Raw genomic sequence first — 21,432 nt, forward strand, 5'->3', positions numbered from 1 at the left:
CATATAGAGATGGATGATGATTTCAGGAGCAGACTTATCAAATTTCAGATACAAAAAAACCCTGGTTAGAACCAAGGCTTTTCATTTAAATTAGATATCGATGAGGGAGGATTACTCGTCGTTTCAATCCTAGCACTGGAGATCAATTTAATAGCGGATACAGAATAACTCTTCTGACTAATCAGGCTATTTGTGAAGTCTCGTCTGAGCTATGGCCACCCAGCAGGATGTTCTTGTTCTTGGCGATAGTTCTCACTAATGCGCCATAATCCGCAGCACCATCCCCATCTGGAATAAATTCAAAAATTGTCTGACCATAAGACGGGATCTTACTCAGCTCCTCATCATAACGGATCGGTGTACAGACTTTATCACCGTAGAGCCCCTGCAGCTTACGGTAGATATTCTTTGGCTGCTCGACCCGGGTATCCAGAAACGTAGGTACAATATATTTCAGGTCAATCTCTTTATACTTTTTAATAGCGTGAAGGTTTTTAATGAATTCCGAAAGACCATGCAGAGCCATCACTTCCAGAGCGACTGGAGTCAGGATTTCATCAGCATAAAACAGCACGTTAACTGTCAGCTGATCCCAGCCCGGCGATGTATCAATAATGACATAATCGTAATCACTATCGATTTTTTCCATCGCTTCAGCCAGGGTCCATTCCGAACCGAAGCTCTTCTTATCAATAATCCGTTTAACTCCCGCCAGAGATCGTCCACCACTCAACAGATCAAGATTAGGACGCGCAGGAAAAATAGTCTCTTTAGGCGGCAGTTCACCGGTTAGCAACTCAGTCAGGCCCGCAGGTGGCTTCTTACCCAACATGAACGAGGACTGTCCCTGAGTATCAGTATCTATTAACAGAACTTTATAACCCGCCGTCGCCAGCCCAGCACTGAGATTGACAGCGGTAGTTGTCTTACCTACCCCCCCCTTACTCAGGGTAACGCAGATTTTCCTGGGAGATTTACTACTGTTCGGGGTCGAAGCATAGTCAGGTTCAACGACTTTCTGTTCCACCACTGGTGGCTGGACCAATGCCGGCTGCTCAAGATTGATTACAAACTTATGCTCACAAGTCTTACAGCGCACCAGAAACTTTTTCCTGGTGGTTAGCTTATTGGTATCTGCGCGGTATTTTTTAGAGCAGTTTGGACAAACTATAATAGTCATGAATCCGCCTTCTTCAGATCTTCAAGGACGGCAGCAATCGCAACCTTAGCCAATCTTTCTACTGAGTAGTTTGATTTTGACTTAGGTATTAACTTCAGGCTGATCCTACCCTCAATTTTCCATAGATGTAACGCAAACTGATCTTCTTCAGTCTGCCAGATAAGCTCTCCCTCTTCTGTATTTCCCACTTCCATAGGCAGTTTTTCGGAACTACAGAAAATTATGTCATTCAGCTGTTGCAGCTCATCGATATCATCACCGACCTCTTCACTCAACAACAGCCCCATAATATCGGTGTATTTATTATCAGACATCTTTAAAGAACTCTTTACGCAGGTCAGCTAACGTAGCATTCAATTCCGCTTGAATCACATCATCCGCTATTATCCACTGAATACCACTTACCCAGTTGCCATCACCATCAACCGAAATATGGACTATCTCACCCTCCATATCGGCAAAGGTCTTATCACGCAGAACCAGGCTACATCCTCTCAGTCTGGCGTCCTGCGGAAATTCAGTATCGGCTTCCACCGCGACACAAACACCACTTTCACTAATATCCAGCAAGGGGAAACGGGAACAATCGACTTCCAGATAGAGTGAATCATCACGTTTGACCGGCAAGCGATAAAACTTACGGGTTACCTGTTCGGCCTCAGAATCACCGGGGATCTCTTCTAGCTCCAGGGAGTCGTCACTGATTATTTCCATCTACTAACCTCTAAAGGCTCTGCTTTCTCTACAATTTCTAGCTTCACTTACATTCATTAAAACAACTGTTGCAACGACACTCAATTCACCACCTCTTAGAATGAGTACTATAGAGCAGTACGTTTTGATCGGGAACTTAGGAAAAATTAAGATTAAATTTCCATTCGACTTTAAAAATAACAGAACAATAAGCAGTAGAGCGTCCTCGAAGAGACGACCCACTTTATCTCAGGGCTATCGCCGAACGCTGCTCTAAACAACAAAGCCCGGTCGTTAGACCAAGCTTCTATATAGATTGAGGTTAGGGAGGGATTACTTGTCTTCGACTGCATGTGTCGCAAACAAGTTTGCTTGGCTCTCACCTTCAATGCAGATTACACACACAAAAAAGCCCAGTCGTTAGACCAGGCTTTTTCGATTTAGATTAGATGGCGATGTATTAAAGATATAAATACAACAGGTCGGGATTACTTGCCTGCGGCTGCGTGTGTCGCAAACAAGTTTGCTCGGTTCGAACCCTGCCGAGGGTTATTCTCTGCTACGCAGCTCCCCCCTTCGGGGCTATTGTCGCAAGCTCCAATGTTGTCTCACTGCGTTCGGCTCTCACCCTCACCTTGCTAAAAAACACATACAAAAAAGCCCAGTCAGAGACTGGGCTTTTTCGTTTTTAATTAGATGGCGGTGAGGGAGGGATTACTCGTCGTTTCACTCCTCACCCTTCGGGCTGTCGTCGCAAGCTCCGACGTGGTCTCGCTACGCTCGGCTCGAACCACGAGGGTTATTCTCTGCTGCGCAACTCACCCCTTCGGGGCCATTGTCGCAAGCTCCAATGTTGTCTCACTGCGTTCGACTCTCACCCTCCCCTCATGTTACAGACACAAAAAAGCCCAGTCGTTAGACTAGGCTTTTTCGTTTTAAATTAGATGGCGGTGAGGGAGGGATTCGAACCCTCGATACGTTTCCGTATACACACTTTCCAGGCGTGCTCCTTCGGCCACTCGGACACCTCACCGCAATGTTGTTTACATCATCTTTTCAGACTTTATAACTGCACGCCTGCGTGCTCGTTACCGTCGTCGTAAACTCCGACGTTCTCTCCGGCTTCGCCTCCGAGTCAACCACTCGGACACCTCACCGCAGATCTGAGCATAACTCAGAGGCCGCGTACTTTAATGTAAATCGCGTGGTAAATCAAACCTGTTAGATAGATTTTTATGACTTTATTCTGCGATGCTGTGAAACCACTAAAAAGTTATGATTTCAGCGTGGCTAAAAAAGAAAACCCCGCCCGGGATAACTCCGCAAGTGGGGAAAGATTGGCTATGTTCTGTCAGGGACGGGACGATCCCTGTTACGATTTATTCAGGCCAGCGGTTAGTCCGCCTGACGACGCAGGAATGCAGGGATATCCAGGAATTCCATATCGTCGGTGCCTGTTTTACGGGACTCTGTAGCCGGTTCAGGCTCAACCACCGGGTTATCTTTTGCCCGTACTGAATCATTACGGTTGCGCATGACTGTTGGTAACTCTAACTGGCTGTAATCACTTACCGCGCTAGCGGCGCGTCGAGAGCCAGCGACTGCAGCAGTACCATTACTTACCACCCGGATGTCTTGTTCTTCCAAGCCCCCCAGACCTGTTGCTACAACAGTGACTTTTATCTCTTCGGTCATTTCCGGATCGATAACGGTACCTACAACAACGGTCGCGTTTTCAGAAGCAAACTCTTCAACTACCTGACCTACTTCAGAGAACTCACCCAGCCCCAGATCCAGACCTGCAGTGATGTTAACCAGAATACCGCGAGCGCCCATCAGATCTACATCTTCCAGCAGCGGGCTGCGCACAGCGGCTTCAGCGGCTTCAACAGCACGGTTTTCACCGCGCGCAGAACCAGTACCCATCATCGACATACCCATTTCAGACATCACGGTACGTACGTCGGCGAAGTCAACGTTGATCATACCCGGACGGATGATCAGGTCAGAAATACCCTGCACCGCACCTTTGAGTACATCGTTAGCTTCATTAAAGGCGTTGATCAGGCTGCAATTCTTGCCCAGCACCTGCATCAATTTTTCGTTTGGCACGATAATCAGGGAATCAACGTTTTCGGATAGCTCTTTGATCCCTTCGTCAGCGATCAGCAGTCGTTTACGACCCTCGAAAGGAAACGGCTTAGTCACTACCGCAACAGTCAGAATACCCAGTTCTTTGGCCACTTCAGCAACGATAGGTGCCGCACCCGTACCGGTACCACCACCCATACCTGCGGTAATGAATACCATGTCAGCGCCGCTGAGCATATCGATGATCTGCTCGCGATCTTCTAACGCTGCCTGACGACCAATATCCGGGTTAGCGCCTGCACCCAGCCCTTTGGTGATCTCGCCACCCAGCTGTAGTACGTTTTTCGCCCCCATATTATTGAGTGCCTGTGCATCGGTGTTAGCACAGATAAACTCGACGCCATCAACGTCCGTCGAGACCATGTGCTGTACAGCGTTACCGCCACCACCGCCAACGCCGATCACCTTAATGACCGCGTTCTGCGCTACGTTATTTACTAATTCAAACATATCCCTTTCCTCCAGGTTCGTGCCCAACCTGCACCTACTTATTACATTCTTCTTAATCTGGCTTTATGCCAATCCATTAACAATAAAGCCAAAGCCCACAGCACCGCTGCAGACTCCCCTTTAAAAATTCCCCTGAAACCAGGATTTCATCCGGTTCAGAACATTTGGACCCGGTTCAGTCACTTCCTCGACCACTACCGCTTCGCCCAAATGCTGATTATCCTGTTTTGCATACTGCAGTAAGCCAATACCTGTGGCATAGATCGGGCTGGCCAGAATATCTTCCATCCCCCGTACCCCTTTAGGTATCGCTAAACGTACCGGCATATGGAAAATCTCTTCCGCCAGTTCAACCGCACCTTCCATCTTTGCCGTACCGCCGGTCAGTACAATGCCTGCCGCGGCTAAATCTTCAAACCCGCTACGTCGCAGCTCAGCCTGTACCAGGGTGAACAGTTCGTCATACCGGGGTTCAACTACTTCCGCCAGCGCCTGTCGGGACAGATCCCGGGCAGGACGGTCGCCAACGCTCGGCACTTTAATCGTGTCATCAGCGCTGGCCAGCTGCGCCAGAGCGCAGGCGTACTTAATCTTGATATCTTCCGCATGCGGTGTCGGCGTACGTAGTGCCATCGCGATATCATTGGTTACCTGATCACCCGCAATAGGGATCACCGCCGTATGACGAATCGCACCACCGGTAAAAATAGCGATATCGGTAGTACCACCACCCATATCCACCATGCAGACACCCAGCTCTTTCTCGTCTTCGGTCAGTACCGAGTAACTGGATGCCAGTTGCTCCAGTACGGAGTTATCCACTACCAGACCGCAACGCTGTACACATTTTTCAATATTCTGTACCGCATTCACAGCACCGGTCACCAGGTGTACCTTGGCTTCCAGGCGCACACCGGACATACCCAGCGGCTCACGAATACCTTCCTGATTATCGATCACATATTCCTGTGGCAGGATATGCAGAATTTTCTGATCCGCCGGAATAGCCACTGCACGGGCAGCATCAATCACCCGTTCCAGGTCATGTTCCATCACTTCACCGTCGCGTACGGCAACGATGCCATGGGAATTCATACTGTTGATATGGCTGCCGGCAATGCCAACGGTAACTGAATGGATCTTGCAGCCCGCCATCAGTTCGGCTTCTTCCACCGCCCGCTGAATCGAATGCACGGTGGATTCAATATTCACCACTACACCGCGTTTCAGACCCCGGGACTCATGGGAGCCAATGCCAACGATATCGATCGTGCCATCAAGGCCAATTTCGCCCACCAGACAAACCACCTTAGAGGTGCCTATATCCAGTGCCACGATCATGTTACTCGTCATCGCCATATACAATTCATCTTATTTAGCATTTTGGTTTCTCAACTTCACAGAGAAAACCACTCGTCCGTTTGTTTTTTAACCAACAATGAACACTTTCTAACCAAACAGCATTAATTATTGGTCTTAACACGGTTATTTTTGCTATCTGCACCATTATTTACAATTAAAGCAAAAAATAAACCAATTAATTGCTGAAAATGGGTAATTCTTTAAAGACAACAGTTTAGCAAAAAAACATTTTATCAACGGACTCCCTGTTTTCTTATATCGGCAATTTTCTGCCATCTTTAGCGGCAATTTCCCTTGCCTCCTCTGCTATTGCGGCAACTTTCACCTTTTCTGAGCAGACCCTCTATTTTTAACACATATAGACTTTTTTTTGTACAAAAAATATACAAAAATCAATATTAAGTTTTGATTTAAAATATAACAATCAAGATTTAATTTTGATTAATTTACTATTTTTCAAAACTTAATATTGATGATTTTAATAATTTTCAATATTAAGTTTTGATTTTTCAGTAAAAATCAAAACTTAATTTCGACGCAAATGTTTAATAATATTCAGAGATAATACAGAGGCAAAATCGGCAGAGTTCGGAGGGTATTCAGAGATAAAACAAAGAGCGTTCGATGAAAGATTAAACAGACTCAGGACGATAACTATAGCCCGTATCAACCTCACGCCAGCCCTGTATTTCAGGGTTATTTCGCAAGTAATCCCGGATACTGGTCAGGCCATCAGCCAGATAACTACTGTCCATAAAGTTATCCAGTACATCAGCACCCTGAGACTCTGCGGCCTGAAGGCAGAAAGCTAAATAGCGGGGAAAAGGCAATATATCATCACGCCAGATGCGACCCGTATAGTAACGCCCTACCCTGACCTCATACTCCTGAGGGGTAATGCACTTATTCAAACGGTATTCCAGGTCATCGTAACCGGTACACATCCGGCCTAGGCCAGCCTCACCGTTAAACATAACGGTATCCACTTCGATCCAGCGAAACCGGTGTTCTCTTTCATAAAGCTCAACAAAGTCTTCTGCAGAGCACTCAAACTGACTACAGATAATTTCACTGCCAGTCACAGCCTCGGTTGAACAGGACGCCAGATAAAGGCTGTCAGGTGCTGCGTTATGACGACTGAGAAAGACGATACCAACCTTATTAAAGATACGGCGGAAACCAGGCACCCGGACTAACCGAAAGTTTTGCAGATTAGGGATTGTCTGACGCGCCGACGCTTCTGATAACAATGACCCATAGCCCACTACCGAAATCATCAGTCCAGAATCTCCAGTTGTTCTGTATCCGGATCCGATTCAGCGGCGCTATCGGTGAGCTTCTTATCCAGCTGTTTCTTACTCTTAACACCCAACTTATTTAGCGCTGCAGCCTGATTAACCAGGTTGCCTCTACCGCTGCTGAGGCGTTTCTGAGCGGTATCGAAGGCCTGTTGAGACCGGTCTATATGCTTACCCACTTCATTCAACGCTTCAACAAAGCCGACAAACTTATCGTGCAGTTCACCACCACGCTTGGCGATTTCCTGGGCGTAACGATTTTGCCGCTCATAGCGCCAGATATTATTAATCGTGCGTAAGGTCACCAATAAGGTCGCCGGGCTGACTATAATAATATTGCGTTCATAGGCAAAGCTAAACAGCTCTTTATCTTGCTGCAGCGCTAGCAAAAACGCCCCTTCAACCGGAACAAACATAAGCACAAAATCAAGTGACCTGACACCTTCAAGTCCCTCATAAGCCTTCTCACTCAAGCCCCGAACGTGGTTACGTATCGATTGCAGATGCTCTGACAACGCTTTGCCCTGAAGGCTGGCATCGTCTGAAGAGCAATACTGCTCATAAGCCGTCAGCGATACTTTCGCATCGACAATCACATCTTTTTCATCAGGTAACCGGATAATCACATCCGGCATATAACGTTGCCCCTCTTCAGTCAGGGATACCTGTGTTTCGTACTCATAGCCTTTGCGCAGACCCGATTGTTCCAGCACCCGCTCCAGAATAACTTCACCCCAGTTACCCTGGGTTTTACTCTCACCTTTAAGTGCATTAGTCAGATTAACAGCATCACTACTCATTTGCTGGTTCAGCTCTTTCAGCTGAGTAATCTGTTCATACAAAGAACGTCGATCCTTGGCTTCTTTGTCATACACATCTTCAACCCGACGTTTAAAATCACCGAGTTGATCACGCAAGGGCGTTAACAAGGACCCCAGTGAATCTTTATTTGCACTGGCGAACTTAGCTGATTTCTCTTCAAAGATTTTATTTGCCAGGTTCTGAAATTCGACCTTTAGCTGATCACGGGCTTCAGTAAGCAACTGTATTTTTTCAGATTGAGACTGCCGTTCAGATTCCAGCCGGCTTTCCAGCTCGGCAATACGCGCCTGTCGCTGACTTAATAAACGTTGCAGATTTTCTAATTGTTCCTGAAGCTCGCCCATATGTTCGTCAAGGTCATGCTTATGCTTCTCGACATGCTGTAAGCGAACCTGCTCCAATTCAAGCTGACGTACCCTGCTGCGGCTCCCCAGTAGTTCCTCTTCAAGAAACTGAGCCCGATCCTGAACCATATCCAGATCGGCTTTGGTGCGTTCAAGCTGTTCCTGAAGCTTTTGCTGCTCCAGTACCTGCTGCTGAGACAGTTGCTGATGTCGGCCATTTAGCCTGAGTTTCACCAACAACATAATCAACAAACCGAACACTAAGCCAAATATAATCCCGGTAACCGCTGTGGTTAAAGGATCGCTAAAGAGTTCGGTTAGTTGGGCCGGGGTCATAGGATCTCCTCAAGCAAACTACAGCGAGTTATTGCCAGAACTGATATAGCAGACCTGCTGAAAGCAATGTCAGAGGCAAAGTAATAAACAGGTTTAATTTATCGCCAAACAACCGTTGCGTGATTCCCACCGACAGCGCAGGAAAAGACAGTAGAATGCTGGATAACGGAATCCACCATTCCAGTGTACGAAAACCGTAGGCCAAGGCACCTATAAGGGTTAACGCACCCAGATTACCCGCCATTATCACCAGTACCATACCATTACGATTCTGCATAAACGCAGGCTTATCTTCATCGGCAAGCTTATTCAACTGACCTGCACTCAAGGCTGCAGACATAGAGACAAAACCGGCAAACAGAAACAGAATTAACGGTTCCAAAGGACTACTCCAAAGTTAGGGAAGGTGTAAATGCGCATTGTAAGTGATTTTTAAGTTGCAACCTAGGGAACCTACTAATAAGTCCTGAGCTTTCTCAGTGGATATGCCCAAGGGCCAGGGACCCGCTCACTAGCTCCCCACATGCAAAGCATCCGTACCAAAACCGCATATTCGTTTTAGATATATACTTATTGCTAATTTATATAACCAGAGTTTTTCTTGTACTATTTACGGGTTAGTTACCTATCTATCGATTGTCTTCACGGGCGATTGTAACGCTGTTTACAGCGCTTTGACTCCTCAAAGGATTCACCGCCAGCCATACCGTTAACGATGGCTGGCGGTTTTTTTTGCAACGACGGTTTTTTTGCAAAATAGCAACAACATATAGCCACACTTATAACCGTCTATTACCCTTTAATTGTCAGCCTACAGTTTAAGAAATCACTATGACTAAAACAGTTCTGTTCGTGTTTTTATCTCTCATTTTCAGCGCTGTGCATAGCGCGGAACCAGTCACGTTTGAAGTCAGAGATAACAGCTACCAGGTTTGTAATACTGAACAGCAATATCGCCAACTACTCAACTACTCACTATACGGCGTTGGTAAGGCTCCTGATCAGGGCTGTTTCTTTGCCCCTACCGGGGCAAAAGCCATTATCCTTCAGTGCCCCGAAAGTGATATTATCCTGTGCCAGTTTAGCCTGAAGCCAGATGGTGCTAATGCCATCGAGGTCTGGGCCAGTAAAGTGATGTTGAGAGAGATAGAATGACCCAGTACCTGGTTGATGAAACCATTGAGGATTACGCTTTTATTCATACCTGCGAAGAACCCCCGCTACTGCAGGAGCTCATAGATAAAACCAACGAGAATATGGGCTGGCCACAGAAGTTGTCCGGTCGTCTGGTCGGTCGCACGCTGAAAATGCTCAGCGCTATCCACCAGCCTAAAGTAGCGCTGGAGATCGGTATGTTCACCGGCTACTCGGCGTTGTCTATTGCCGAGGGCATGCCTGAAGACGGCCGCTTAATTTGCTGCGAAACCAATCCCAGGGCGATAGATTTTGCCCAAACCTTTTATGACCGCAGCGAGCATGGCCATAAAATTGAAGTGATTTTTGGGCGTGCGATGGAAACCATTGAACAGCTTGATCTGGAACTTGATTTCACCTTTATCGATGCTGACAAGCGCAACTATCTGAACTATTACAATAAAGTAAAAGAGATGACCCGCCCCGGTGGACTCATTATTCTTGATAATGTGCTCTGGTCTGGCAAAGTGGTTCAGCCTGAATCAGAGATTGACGACATTCTGGTTGAGACTAACCACAGGATTGCACAAGACCCGGATGTGGAAAATGTATTTCTAACGGTTCGCGACGGTCTTAATGTAGTGCGTAAAATTCGCTAACAAAGGCAGCTCAGCCATGCAGTTTATTATTCGTAAGAATGAAAATGGTCAGTCATATCAGGCTGAAGCCTGCCCTGAGACTCTGCTAAAAGACGACTTGCCAGAAGATACTCAGCCAGAACAGCTCCAAGCAGGGGCAGATGAGTTATCTATCCCCGATGCCGATACGCTACTACGGCTCTATGTTGCTACAGAGCCTGACAGCCCTCTGTTCCCGGCTCTTATTGAAATTCGTAGCCGATATATTGACGATCTGGATGAAGTTGAGTCAGCGGCAGAAATTTATGGTCTTATATATTGGCTGTTGAATGAAAAAGGAATTAAAGCAGAAGGAGCGTCGTTGGAAGAGACCGCCGATCGACTCAGCGACCTTGATATCGCTTCTGACAGTGACCAGTATACGGAGATAATCTTTCACCTGAAGGATGCGGTCGACCGGCTCTGGGAGCTTGAGTTAGAAGAACTTTAGCCCTGGCGATTTAATAGTCCATATTAGTATTAATTTGTTAGTGTGAATTAAGAGTATCGATAACTGATTAACAGGGAGGATTCTATGCGCAGATCAATGTTTGCACTGGCTCTCCTTGTTTTTTTATTCGGTGGTTTCTATGTAGCAATACCCGCACTGGCTGAATACAGCGTGCGGCAAAGCCTTAACAGTTATGGCATAAATACGCGGACATTTGTATTACAGCACCCTCACTGGAATAGAATCGAGGTTTCAGAACTTAGCTTCCAACAACAAGACGATCAACAGCAGCTTGATCTGACGGCACACTCTGTCAGTTTAACATTCTCCCCCTGGTTACTGATTACTGAGCAACGGATAAAGAACCTGGATATTGCCCGGCTATCGGTTCAACTGATTCTGAACAGCAGATTAGCTGAAGACGATCAGGCCAGTACTGTTTTACCCGCACTGCCCCTGCCATCACAGATTCTGGCACAGTTACCCGCAGAACAGGTCAGCCTATCCCACTATGACATGAGTATTAGTATAGGTGCTCAAAGGCTCGGATTCTCCGGCAAGGCTGAGATAAACAGCAACCAGGCAGGGATTAGTATTAATCGTATTGATTCGGCACCAGAGCTAAGCGCCAGACTCACAGCGACCCGGCAGGATAAGGTAAAGTTAAACCTCAGTCTTAATAATTCAGCTCTACTGACCAGTGAACTGTCTCCTTTAATCACGAACAACCAATTAAAGCTGACCAGTACAAGCCAGCTTAATACCGATAAGCTTGCCCAACTATTACAACTTCCTCTGATCCAACAACTCACAGATAACAGCATTGATAAAAACGGTCTGGCGATCGGATTAAAAACCCTGACAGGTAATATTGAACTGCAAGGACAAAGCATTTTCCCTATGTCATTATCTGGCCTGCTTATAAATAGCACTTCAGCTGAACACCAGTATCAGCTAGGCAGTCAGCTAAAACTACAGCAGCCGGTATCCGGACTGAAGCTACTCAGTATTGATCTGGCTGCCGCCATCACAGTGAAAGATCAGCAGTTCGAAGCCGAGCTACAGCAGTTTTCCGGTGTTGGAATTAACCTGAATATAGAACCTGAACCAACTCTATCAACAACCAAAACAGAACTCGGGCTAACTCAGCCAGTTATCGCCCGCGGCACCCTCGCACAACTTCAACAGAATTATTTGCAGGAATTAGAAATAGAGCCTGTTTTACTCAAAATTAGTGGTGAGCCGTTACAGATAAAAATATCCCGTCAGCCTGATTACAAGCTGAAATATGAGCCACTGAATATCAGACTGACGGAGCTTTCTGCCGCGTCCCTTTCGGCCAAAGCGGAAATTAGTAGCGCTAACATTAAGCTCTCTCAGGGTAATACCACCTTTCCTGACGTGGCATTTAAAACCACAGCCCAACTATCTGAAAAGAGGATGGTGCATCGTTTTAAGTTCAGCCTGAATGACCGGCACCTGCCCCCGGGCGGGATCAACATTAGCGGTAGCAGCAAAACAGATTTCGAGTCGGCACACAGCACTGCAAAATGGAAAGCCTCCCCCTTATCGCTCACAGGAATTGAGAAGCTCCTGCAACGCTATATCCCTGAACTTCCGCCCGAGCTGATTATTAATGAAGGTAGCCTGACACATCAGGGCTGGCTGGATATGAATAAAACCGGTATCGCCCTGCGCTTTCTCAACAGAGCCCGAAAAACCAGCCTGAGTTATGACCAAACCCATCTTTACGATATTAACTGGGATTCAGAAACGGTTAAGAGCCACCGCGGTAAGCTTCAGGATATGGGTAAGTTAACGATCGCCTTTATTGATGCAGGTGCACCACTGGAAAACTTTTCAGGGGGTTACCAGTTCATACAACATCGTTCAGGCAAACAACAACTCAGCCTTGATAGCAGCACCGTTGAGCTATTAGGAGGCCAGGTCACCAGCTTACCGGTCAGCTTTGACCCGATACAACCTGAGATAAATACCGCCATTGCGGTTACCCATATAGATCTGGCTCAGCTGATCGCCCTTGAACAACAACAGGGACTCACCGGGTCAGGCACACTCAACGGTCAGCTACCTATACGCTATAACGGAGGAGAACTCAGTATTAGTGATGGCCAGATAAACAGCACACCGGCCGGGGGTTGGATCCGATTTGATCCGCCGCCCTCCTTTATTGCTTTACAAAAAACTAATCCGGCACTGGGCATAGCATTTGATGCGCTGCGTAACCTGCAATACCAGAGCCTGGGGATAAAACTGGACTATCTGCCGGACGGTACTGCCCTGCTGAAAACTCATCTCAAAGGGCATAATCCCGACTGGAATAACGCACAACCTGTTGACTTTACGGTCAATATTGAGGAAAACATACCAAAACTGATTCAAGCCCTTCAATTTACTGATAAATTGACGGAAACACTTGAGAAGCGCTACCGTTAACCTGCTAACAACAAAACGATGTGCTTCATCATTGACGGAGAGCAGCATATGCAAATGCCAAAAACACTACAATCGCTGACATTGTGCAGCCTGATGCTGATGTTGGCAGCCTGTGCCCCTACGGTCCAGGTCGCTGTTCCAAACGAACCGATCACAATCAATCTGAATGTAAAAATTGAACATGAAATACTGATCAAGGTTGATAAAGAGATTGATGACCTGTTTGAAGAAAACAGTGACCTATTCTGAGGAGCAGCAACATGAAACAGATTAAAACTATACTGACATTCGCCACTCTGCTGCTAAGCCTGATGGTTACGCCGGTCTGGGCTATAGGCCTGAACGATGCAAAACAGCAAGGCCTGGTTGGTGAGCAGCTAAATGGCTATCTTGGCATTGTAAAAAATACCGCTGATGCTAAATCTCTGACTAAATCGATAAACACTAAGCGTCGGGCAGCCTATGCAGAAAAAGCCCGTAAAGCAGGTGTCGATATCAATGTGATCGAAATACGTATCGGAGAACGCCTGATCCAGCGTGCGGCTAAAGGCCAGTATGTTCAGGATGCTAGCGGAAGCTGGATCAAAAAGTAGCTAAGAAACTGCAAATAAGCCTGAAAGCCCCCTGCTTTTAAAAAGAAGGGGCTTTCAGAGAAAGCTTCGGATTTGTTCGCAGGTTCCCGAATCTGCTTATAAGCAAATATTCTGCTATAAAGAAAGTTAACATAACGACAGTACAGGGTTGTAGAGTGGCTACTATTGGGGTTTTAAGTACGCCTTCATATCGTTCGGATAATGCGTTTGGCTTTTTAATCTGTGCTGTAGCACTGGTTACCGCTGAACTTTATCTCGAACCTCTGGCAGACCTGCAAAACTGCTTACTTTGTGCCGTTATCCGTTTATTACTTGTCGCCATGGCCGGGCTGTTTCTGTCCGGCTTTATAATAAACAGGTTTATCTTTCTCCAACGTCTGATCGCTCTTACCAACATGGTGCTGGTCTGTACCGGTTTAGTTACATTAATCCGGCACCTGTTCTCTACCGGAACCAGCAGCACTTCTTGTAATATGACGAGCTCAGACCTGCTAGATATTCAGTCCCCTGATCAGATTATCGTCGCCCTTAACAGTGCTGTCTCCTGCCCTAAACTAGGCTGGAACATCTATGACTTTGGCGTAGCTCATATGTCCCTGATCCTGTTTGCCATACTGTTTGTTGTGATCTGGCAGATCTTAACTAAAAAACAACAGAAGAAAACATTCTTTTAATGAATAAATCGGCTCTTATGCTAGCGATAGCTGTACTTGTCTCTACGCCAGTACTCGCGTCGCCGGTAGCCCTATACGGCAATCAGAATAATCCCGGCACCCTGACACTCTATTTGGAAAATGACCTGTTCGCTGATACTGATCAGCAGTATACCAATGGCGTCAGAGCATCCTGGACCTCGCCCGACCTGACCAGCTACCTGGATGATAAACGGCTACCGGTCTGGGCACGGCGCTACAACGAATACATCACCTCTCCGTTGGGTATTTTTGACGAGACACCGCCAAAACAGGATGAAATTGTCCGAAACCTGGTTATTACCCTGGGACAACAGATGTATACCCCGGAAGATAACCTGCGCACAACCATAGACCCAGATGACCGCCCCTATGCAGGCTGGCTCTATCTGGGCATGGGTTATCACCTGAAGCATAAACAACGCATGGATTCAGCCATATTCAATGTCGGCGTCGTGGGCCCGGCTGCCATGGCCCAGGAAGCACAAGACTTCATTCATGACCTGCGGGGCATTGACAAGTTTAACGGCTGGGATAATCAGCTCAGTAATGAACTGGGTCTGCAGTTGGTATACGAACGCAAATACAGGGTACCTACTAAGCGCATCAGCGGCGCTCTGGAATATGACGTTATCTGGCATGGCGGGGCAAGCCTGGGTAACGTGGCAACCTACCTGAATGTCGGAGCCGAACTACGTTTAGGCTGGTTCCTGCCCGATGACTTCGGCACCTCCTCATTACGTCCGGGTGGCGATAACAGTGCACCTGGCAGCAACGATCCCCGCATTATAAATGGCACGGGCTATAGCAAAGATAATAACTTTGGCCTACACGGTTTTGTTGCAGTAGATGGACGCTGGGTACTGCGCGATATATTCCTCGATGGCAGTACCTTTAGTAACAGCCATTCGGTTGATAAGGAGAATTGGGTCGGTGATCTGAGTGTGGGTGCCAGTATGCTGATTGATGACTGGAAAATTTCTTACTCCCAGGTCTACCGTAGCCAGGAGTTTAAGACCCAACAAGATACCCATAGCTTTGGTTCCCTCTCCGTCTCTTATAGTTTCTGATCTCTGTTTCTGATCTCCATGTCTGAAAGTTCTTAACGCTGATTCTTCAACTTATTTCAGGCATAAAAAAACCGGGTCTTAGGACCCGGCTGTGGAGATCTTTTCGGAAGATCAAAAAACTTAAATTTGGTGGCTATTGCTGTTCAGACTTTAAATACACACCGGAAAGCAAACCTGAATCCATTATATTCAGATTAATGCTCAGGGGTATGTGACACGATGTCGCACCTTATTCAAAATCATCAGCATCAACTCCCCTCAATCTAAAAATCACCAGCAGTCTGCACTGCTGGTGATTGCCCTGATTGAAAATCAAAATGACTTACTGATCCGGAACCATGCACTGCGACCCGGTTCAGTTACCTGGAAGCTCTCTCCAGATGTAACATCTCCGCGGCTTTCATGTACGGTGTAAGCTTTATCGGTCAGGTTGTCGATACCCGCCACCAAATTCAGACCGTTCTCATACTCATACTGCACATGCAGATTAACCAGACCGTAGCCCGGTGTTTTACGCACATCCTGACCACCGCAATTAGCCGCACCACTCAGACAGATATCGTTCTGAGTATCCACCAGCTTCATCTCGATACCTGCTTGCAGACGATCACGCTGATAATCCAACGATGTTGTCAACTCCAATGGCGCAATACGCGACAAGGCATTGTCATCGTCCAGATTATTACCGACAGTCCAAACCAATGAATTACCCAAGGACCAGTTACTGTTTAACTGATAAGCCAATTCCAGTTCAGCGCCGTAAAGCTCGGCATCTACGTTGCTATAAACATCCTGATTTTTACCCGTATTAATGGTCTGGCGCAGTATGTAATCATCTACCCGGTTGTACCAACTGCTAGCAGACCAGCTCATCGCCTCATGATTACCCTGCAGGCTAACCTCTAGCTGATGGTGTTTTTCAGGTTCAAGCAATGGGTTACCAATCCAGTCACTCATCATCGTAGTACGCGCCATATAACGCTCGGTCGCATCAGCTGTACGCACACTACGTGACACTGTACTTTCAACGCTGTACTGCTCATTCAATCGGTGTGTCCAGCTAACAAAACCACCCACATTATGTTCGGTACGCTGTTCACCAGCACCCGCCGGCGCACCGGCAGTCTGCCAGATAGCATCTGAACTCATAGTCATAAAGCCAGGTACACCACCTGCAGTTTCATCTCTGCGGGTCGCTTCAGCTTTAACCCGGTCATAACGCAGACCCGCTTTAACTATATCGTCCTGACTCAGAGTCTTTTCACCCTCTGCAAATACCCCGGTCTGATCTATTTCAGCACCAGCCCACAAGATCCTTAACGCTGTACCCGCTGCATTCTGAAGTTCGGCATCACGACTGTTATTCTGAATATCCGCACCAAAGGTCCAGTCGATATCTACCATATGCGCATCAAAGATCAGGCGCATGCCTTCGGTATCTGAAGTAGAAGGTGCCTGCATCTGCATAGCACCAGCAGGACGCAAACTGTAGTTATCCATATTGTGCTTAACATCAGATTTATAGACCTCAAACTCCATCATCTGCAAAGCACCCTGCTCAAACTCATGGGTCAGCTTAAGTCGGGCTGTATCGGAATCCGCATAAGGGGAATCCATGCCAGCACCGGCAAACAGTACATCATCTTCTTCCTGCTGCTCATAGCTGGCTTCAATGGTTGTATTGTCAGTCAATCGGTAACCGGCCAACAAAGACTTCGACAAACTCTCGAAAGAAGAACGAATCTCTGTGCCATTTCCGTCTTCGTAGTTGTCACCTTCGGTTTTATGACCTATGACACGGATATATCCGTCATCATTACCTGCAGCCAGGTCAGCACCCAGCTCATAGCGGTTACCATTGCCATGGAAGCTACTGCTCAGCTCAGCGCTATAGCCATCTTCATTCAGTTCAGGCCACTGACGTTCAAACAGCACCGTACCACCGGAGCCACCGCCACCATAAACCACCGTACGATTACCCTTAATTACCGTAACGCTGTCATAGCTATCAACAGAGGTATATGACGTAGGCGGATCCATACGGTTAGGGCAACCACCATGGATATAAGCACCGTCTAACAGGATATTCAGCTGATTCTGGCTCTGCCCCCGAATAATCGGATCAATAGAACGGCCGCCCATTCGGATACCGGATACACCGCTCAAACTTTTCAGTAGCTGTCCGCCATCAGTCGTCGGTGATGCCTGTACCGCTGACGTTTCGCTTTGTAGGGTATTTTCTACCTGAGGCAAGCCTGAATTAATCTGAATAACCAGATTCTGATCATCATGGCCAGCTAACGCAGGACCAGAAACCACAGCGGCTACAGCCAGTACTAAAGTCTTTTTAATCACGCCATATTCCTTCATATAAAACTGCTTTATTAGCAGCATCTTAAGTAATGGGCGCCATTGTAATGATCTGCCTGAACCTACGGATGTGACATGTTGTCGCAGCCTCCCCGATCAGGGGAGTAACATTGAGTTAAGCTGATTCAGCTCAATTTAATGTCCCGGTTAATCATAGGGGTAATAATTTCCAATAGTGGAATTACGACGTTTTTTTAATACAGAGGGAAACAAAAAGCCTGTATGATACGCGACCAATAAAAGAGGCTTTTTAAAGCCCTAAATTACAGGTTACCAAACAAAGCTTTTACTTAGACATTACAAAATACTAAGAGAAGTTTAATTACAATTCTATCGATCTACGCAGGACACACACCATGAGCGCAGATAACACCCTTTCTCTGGCACAGCTGGAACAAACTGATGCTTTTATCGGCCGACATATCGGTCCTAACGCTGCTGAACAGCAAGCGATGCTGGCTGAACTGGGGCTGGAATCACTCGATCAGCTGATTGAGCAGACCGTACCGGAAAGTATTCAACTGGCACAGCCGATCGATCTGGCTGACAGCCGGACAGAAGAAGACGTACTGAGCGAACTAAAACAGATCGCATCTAAAAACGTGATTAACCGTTCGATGATTGGCATGGGCTACAGCGATACAATCGTGCCCAACGTAATCCTGCGTAATGTATTGGAAAATCCCGGCTGGTACACCGCCTATACACCTTATCAGCCAGAAGTGGCACAGGGCCGCCTCGAAGCGCTGTTGAACTACCAGCAGATGGTACTCGATCTGACCGGACTGGATCTGGCCAATGCTTCCCTACTGGATGAATCTACCGCTGCGGCAGAAGCAATGACACTCTGTAAGCGGATGTCCAAAGCGCGTAAAGCGAATATATTCCTGGTCGATGAAAACCTCCATCCACAAAACATCAGCGTCATCGAAACCCGTGCTGAGCCACTGGGCTACGAAGTCATTGTCGGCAACCTGGATGAACTGATTGAGCAACACGATCCCTTTGGTGTCGTCGCCCAGTATCCGGGTACCTATGGTCATGTAAAAGACCTGTCCGAACTGATCGAAAAGACCCACGCGAAAAAAGCCCTGTTCTGTGCCAGTGCCGATATCATGAGTCTGATAATGCTGAAATCACCGGGTGAGCTGGGTGCCGATGTGGTATTCGGTTCTGCCCAACGCTTCGGTGTACCTATGGGCTATGGCGGTCCGCACGCAGCCTTCTTTGCTACCCGCGATGCCTATAAGCGCTCAGTACCTGGCCGGATCATTGGCGTCTCTGTCGATAGCCGTGGCAACCAGGCACTACGCATGGCAATGCAGACCCGCGAGCAACATATTCGACGCGAGAAAGCGACGTCAAACATCTGTACTGCGCAAGTACTACTGGCCAATATGGCCGGATTCTATGCCACGTATCACGGCCCCCAGGGTCTGAAAGTTATCGCCAGCCGCATTCACCGTATGGCTGACATTCTGGCAACAGGCCTGCAAAGCAAAGGCGTCGAGCTGGTTAATAACACCTGGTTCGATACCATCACCCTGAACCTGGGCGACAAGCGTGACAGCGCATATGATGCGGCACTGGCACTGGGTATCAACCTGCGTAAGGTCGGCGCCGATCAGTTGGGTATCAGCTGCGATGAGAAAACTGGCCGACAGGAGATACTGGACCTGTGGCAGGCCATTATCGGAGCTGATCATGGCCTGGACCTGGAAGCCATTGATTCAGAACTGGTTGCCAATGGTTCCGTTTCTATTCCGGCAGCACTGGTTCGCACCTCAGCCATTTTGACCCACCCTGTATTCAACACGCATCACAGTGAAACTGAGATGCTGCGTTACCTGAAGCAGTTAGAAAACAAAGATATCTCGCTGACCCATGCGATGATTGCACTGGGTTCATGCACCATGAAGCTAAACGCCACCGCTGAAATGATTCCGGTAAGCTGGCCAGAATTCGGTAGCATGCACCCCTTCGCACCCATTGATCAGGCCGCTGGTTATAGCGAAATGATCAACTCATTAGAAGAGATGCTCAAAGCGATCACCGGTTTTGATGCGATCTGCATGCAACCTAACTCCGGAGCCCAGGGCGAATACGCAGGCTTATTGGCGATCCGGAACTTCCATATCGCCAACGGCGATGATCACCGTAACATCTGTCTGATTCCAAGCTCCGCCCACGGCACTAACCCAGCCTCTGCCGCGCTGGCTGATATGAAAGTGGTTATCGTTGGTTGTGATGATCAGGGTAACGTCGATATGGATGACATGCGGGCTAAGGCTGAACAGCATGCTGAAAACCTTTCCTGCCTGATGATCACTTACCCGTCGACTCACGGTGTATACGAAGAGAGCATTCGCGAGATCTGCGAGATCATCCATGAGAATGGTGGTCAGGTGTATATGGATGGCGCCAACATGAACGCTCAGGTTGCGATCAGTCAGCCGGGCGAGATCGGTGCTGATGTATCACACCTCAATTTACACAAAACCTTCTGTATTCCTCACGGTGGTGGCGGTCCGGGCATGGGCCCTATCGGCATTAAAGCCCACCTGGCGCCTTTTGTTGCCAACCATCCGGTACAGAAAATCGATGGTCCTAAGCCAGATAATGGTGCCGTTTCTGCTGCGCCATGGGGCAGCGCCAGTATTCTGCCGATCACCTGGGTATATATCGCATTAATGGGCCAGCCGGGGCTGCGTAAGGCAACTGAAGTTGCCATCCTTAATGCCAATTACCTGACCAAGAAACTGGGCGAGCATTACTCTGTTCTCTATACCGGCCGTAACGATAAGGTTGCCCACGAATGCATCATCGACCTGCGTCCATTGAAAGACAGCTCTGGCATCTCTGAAGAAGACGTTGCCAAGCGCCTGATGGACTACGGTTTCCATGCTCCGACTATGTCCTTCCCGGTAGCCGGCACCCTGATGATCGAGCCGACCGAATCCGAACCTAAGGCCGAGATCGATCGTTTCATTGAAGCGATGATCGCTATTCGCCAGGAAATAGCAGATGTTGAAGCAGGTAAACTAAACGCTGAACAAAACCCACTCAAAGGTGCACCCCATACGATGGAAGACCTGATCGACCCCAAATGGGATCGACCATACTCTCCGGTTCTCGGTGCCTTCCCGCTTGATTCAGTAAAAGCCAATAAGTTCTGGCCTACCGTCAACCGTATCGATAACGTTTACGGCGACCGTAACTTATTCTGCGCTTGCCCTTCGATGGAGAGTTATGCGCAAGATTAAGGCTTTTAATCACGGCTATTTAAGTTGGAAACCGCGATCTTGAAGCTTAATACCCAGATTGAATCTGGTAACCCGACCGATAAGGCCGT

General features: G+C 47.6%; 18 protein-coding genes, 1 tRNA gene and 1 other RNA gene. 9 read left to right on the forward strand and 11 right to left on the reverse strand.

Features of this window, described 5'->3' with window-relative positions; all coding sequences use genetic code 11:
- Positions 1-181: 181 nt before the first annotated feature.
- The 10 genes from EHS89_RS03885 to EHS89_RS03930 form a co-directional block, all read right to left on the reverse strand.
- Positions 182-1,180 carry an AAA family ATPase gene (locus EHS89_RS03885; protein ID WP_124924776.1) on the reverse strand — a complete coding sequence of 333 codons (999 nt, stop codon included), beginning with the start codon at positions 1,178-1,180 and terminating at the stop codon, positions 182-184.
- Complete coding sequence (locus tag EHS89_RS03890; protein ID WP_124924777.1) at positions 1,177-1,494, reverse strand: hypothetical protein; 318 nt, start codon at positions 1,492-1,494, stop codon at positions 1,177-1,179. The genes EHS89_RS03885 and EHS89_RS03890 overlap by 4 nt, the downstream gene beginning before the upstream one ends.
- Positions 1,487-1,894 (reverse strand): PilZ domain-containing protein, encoded by a 408-nt coding sequence (locus EHS89_RS03895; protein WP_124924778.1) that lies wholly within the window; start codon positions 1,892-1,894, stop codon positions 1,487-1,489. Before EHS89_RS03895 ends, EHS89_RS03890 begins: the two co-directional genes overlap by 8 nt.
- A 676-nt stretch (positions 1,895-2,570) precedes the next feature.
- Positions 2,571-2,711: non-coding RNA, RtT sRNA (locus EHS89_RS03900), on the reverse strand.
- Between the two features lie 107 nt (positions 2,712-2,818).
- A tRNA-Ser gene (locus EHS89_RS03905) sits at positions 2,819-2,906 on the reverse strand.
- A 362-nt stretch (positions 2,907-3,268) separates the two neighbouring features.
- Positions 3,269-4,474 carry a cell division protein FtsZ gene (ftsZ, locus tag EHS89_RS03910; RefSeq protein ID WP_124924779.1) on the reverse strand — a complete coding sequence of 402 codons (1,206 nt, stop codon included), beginning with the start codon at positions 4,472-4,474 and terminating at the stop codon, positions 3,269-3,271.
- 120 nt (positions 4,475-4,594) lie between these two features.
- Positions 4,595-5,833, reverse strand: a complete 1,239-nt coding sequence (ftsA, locus tag EHS89_RS03915; RefSeq protein WP_124924780.1) for a cell division protein FtsA — start codon at positions 5,831-5,833, stop codon at positions 4,595-4,597.
- Positions 5,834-6,468: 635 nt separating this feature from the next.
- Entirely contained in the window at positions 6,469-7,113 is a 645-nt protein-coding gene (locus EHS89_RS03920) for a gamma-glutamylcyclotransferase (RefSeq protein WP_124924781.1), read from the reverse strand.
- Entirely contained in the window at positions 7,113-8,636 is a 1,524-nt protein-coding gene (locus tag EHS89_RS03925; protein ID WP_124924782.1) for a DNA recombination protein RmuC, read from the reverse strand. Before EHS89_RS03925 ends, EHS89_RS03920 begins: the two co-directional genes overlap by 1 nt.
- Before the next feature lie 28 nt (positions 8,637-8,664).
- Positions 8,665-9,018, reverse strand: a complete 354-nt coding sequence (locus tag EHS89_RS03930) for a hypothetical protein (RefSeq protein ID WP_124924783.1) — start codon at positions 9,016-9,018, stop codon at positions 8,665-8,667.
- A gap of 449 nt (positions 9,019-9,467) precedes the next feature.
- Here EHS89_RS03930 and EHS89_RS03935 point away from each other — a divergent pair, with 449 nt between their 5' ends.
- From EHS89_RS03935 to EHS89_RS03970, 8 genes are all read left to right on the forward strand, one after another.
- Positions 9,468-9,791, forward strand: a complete 324-nt coding sequence (locus tag EHS89_RS03935) for a hypothetical protein (protein ID WP_188885229.1) — start codon at positions 9,468-9,470, stop codon at positions 9,789-9,791.
- Positions 9,788-10,429: an O-methyltransferase gene (locus EHS89_RS03940; RefSeq protein WP_124924784.1), complete on the forward strand. Its 642-nt coding sequence runs from the start codon at positions 9,788-9,790 to the stop codon at positions 10,427-10,429. The genes EHS89_RS03935 and EHS89_RS03940 overlap by 4 nt, the downstream gene beginning before the upstream one ends.
- Before the next feature lie 16 nt (positions 10,430-10,445).
- Positions 10,446-10,898 carry a hypothetical protein gene (locus tag EHS89_RS03945; protein ID WP_188885228.1) on the forward strand — a complete coding sequence of 151 codons (453 nt, stop codon included), beginning with the start codon at positions 10,446-10,448 and terminating at the stop codon, positions 10,896-10,898.
- Between the two features lie 84 nt (positions 10,899-10,982).
- Positions 10,983-13,355 carry an intermembrane phospholipid transport YdbH family protein gene (locus EHS89_RS03950; RefSeq protein ID WP_124924785.1) on the forward strand — a complete coding sequence of 791 codons (2,373 nt, stop codon included), beginning with the start codon at positions 10,983-10,985 and terminating at the stop codon, positions 13,353-13,355.
- 48 nt (positions 13,356-13,403) lie between these two features.
- Positions 13,404-13,604, forward strand: coding sequence for a YnbE family lipoprotein (locus tag EHS89_RS03955; protein WP_124924786.1), 201 nt, complete (start codon positions 13,404-13,406; stop codon positions 13,602-13,604).
- An 11-nt stretch (positions 13,605-13,615) separates the two neighbouring features.
- Positions 13,616-13,948, forward strand: a complete 333-nt coding sequence (locus EHS89_RS03960; RefSeq protein WP_124924787.1) for a YdbL family probable chaperone protein — start codon at positions 13,616-13,618, stop codon at positions 13,946-13,948.
- Between the two features lie 155 nt (positions 13,949-14,103).
- Positions 14,104-14,622: a disulfide bond formation protein B gene (locus tag EHS89_RS03965; protein ID WP_170167401.1), complete on the forward strand. Its 519-nt coding sequence runs from the start codon at positions 14,104-14,106 to the stop codon at positions 14,620-14,622.
- A complete protein-coding gene (locus tag EHS89_RS03970; RefSeq protein WP_124924789.1) occupies positions 14,622-15,710 on the forward strand; it encodes a lipid A deacylase LpxR family protein in 1,089 nt (362 codons plus the stop codon). Before EHS89_RS03965 ends, EHS89_RS03970 begins: the two co-directional genes overlap by 1 nt.
- Positions 15,711-16,022: 312 nt before the next feature.
- Here EHS89_RS03970 and EHS89_RS03975 read toward each other — a convergent pair whose 3' ends face one another.
- Positions 16,023-18,065 carry a TonB-dependent copper receptor gene (locus EHS89_RS03975; RefSeq protein ID WP_170167402.1) on the reverse strand — a complete coding sequence of 681 codons (2,043 nt, stop codon included), beginning with the start codon at positions 18,063-18,065 and terminating at the stop codon, positions 16,023-16,025.
- 371 nt (positions 18,066-18,436) lie between these two features.
- Between EHS89_RS03975 and gcvP the strand changes: the two genes are divergently transcribed.
- Positions 18,437-21,343: an aminomethyl-transferring glycine dehydrogenase gene (gene gcvP / locus EHS89_RS03980; RefSeq protein WP_124924791.1), complete on the forward strand. Its 2,907-nt coding sequence runs from the start codon at positions 18,437-18,439 to the stop codon at positions 21,341-21,343.
- Positions 21,344-21,432 lie beyond the last annotated feature (89 nt).

Origin of the sequence: Amphritea balenae, from assembly GCF_003858655.1 — a bacterium.
Classification (GTDB): Bacteria; Pseudomonadota; Gammaproteobacteria; order Pseudomonadales; family Balneatricaceae; genus Amphritea; species Amphritea balenae.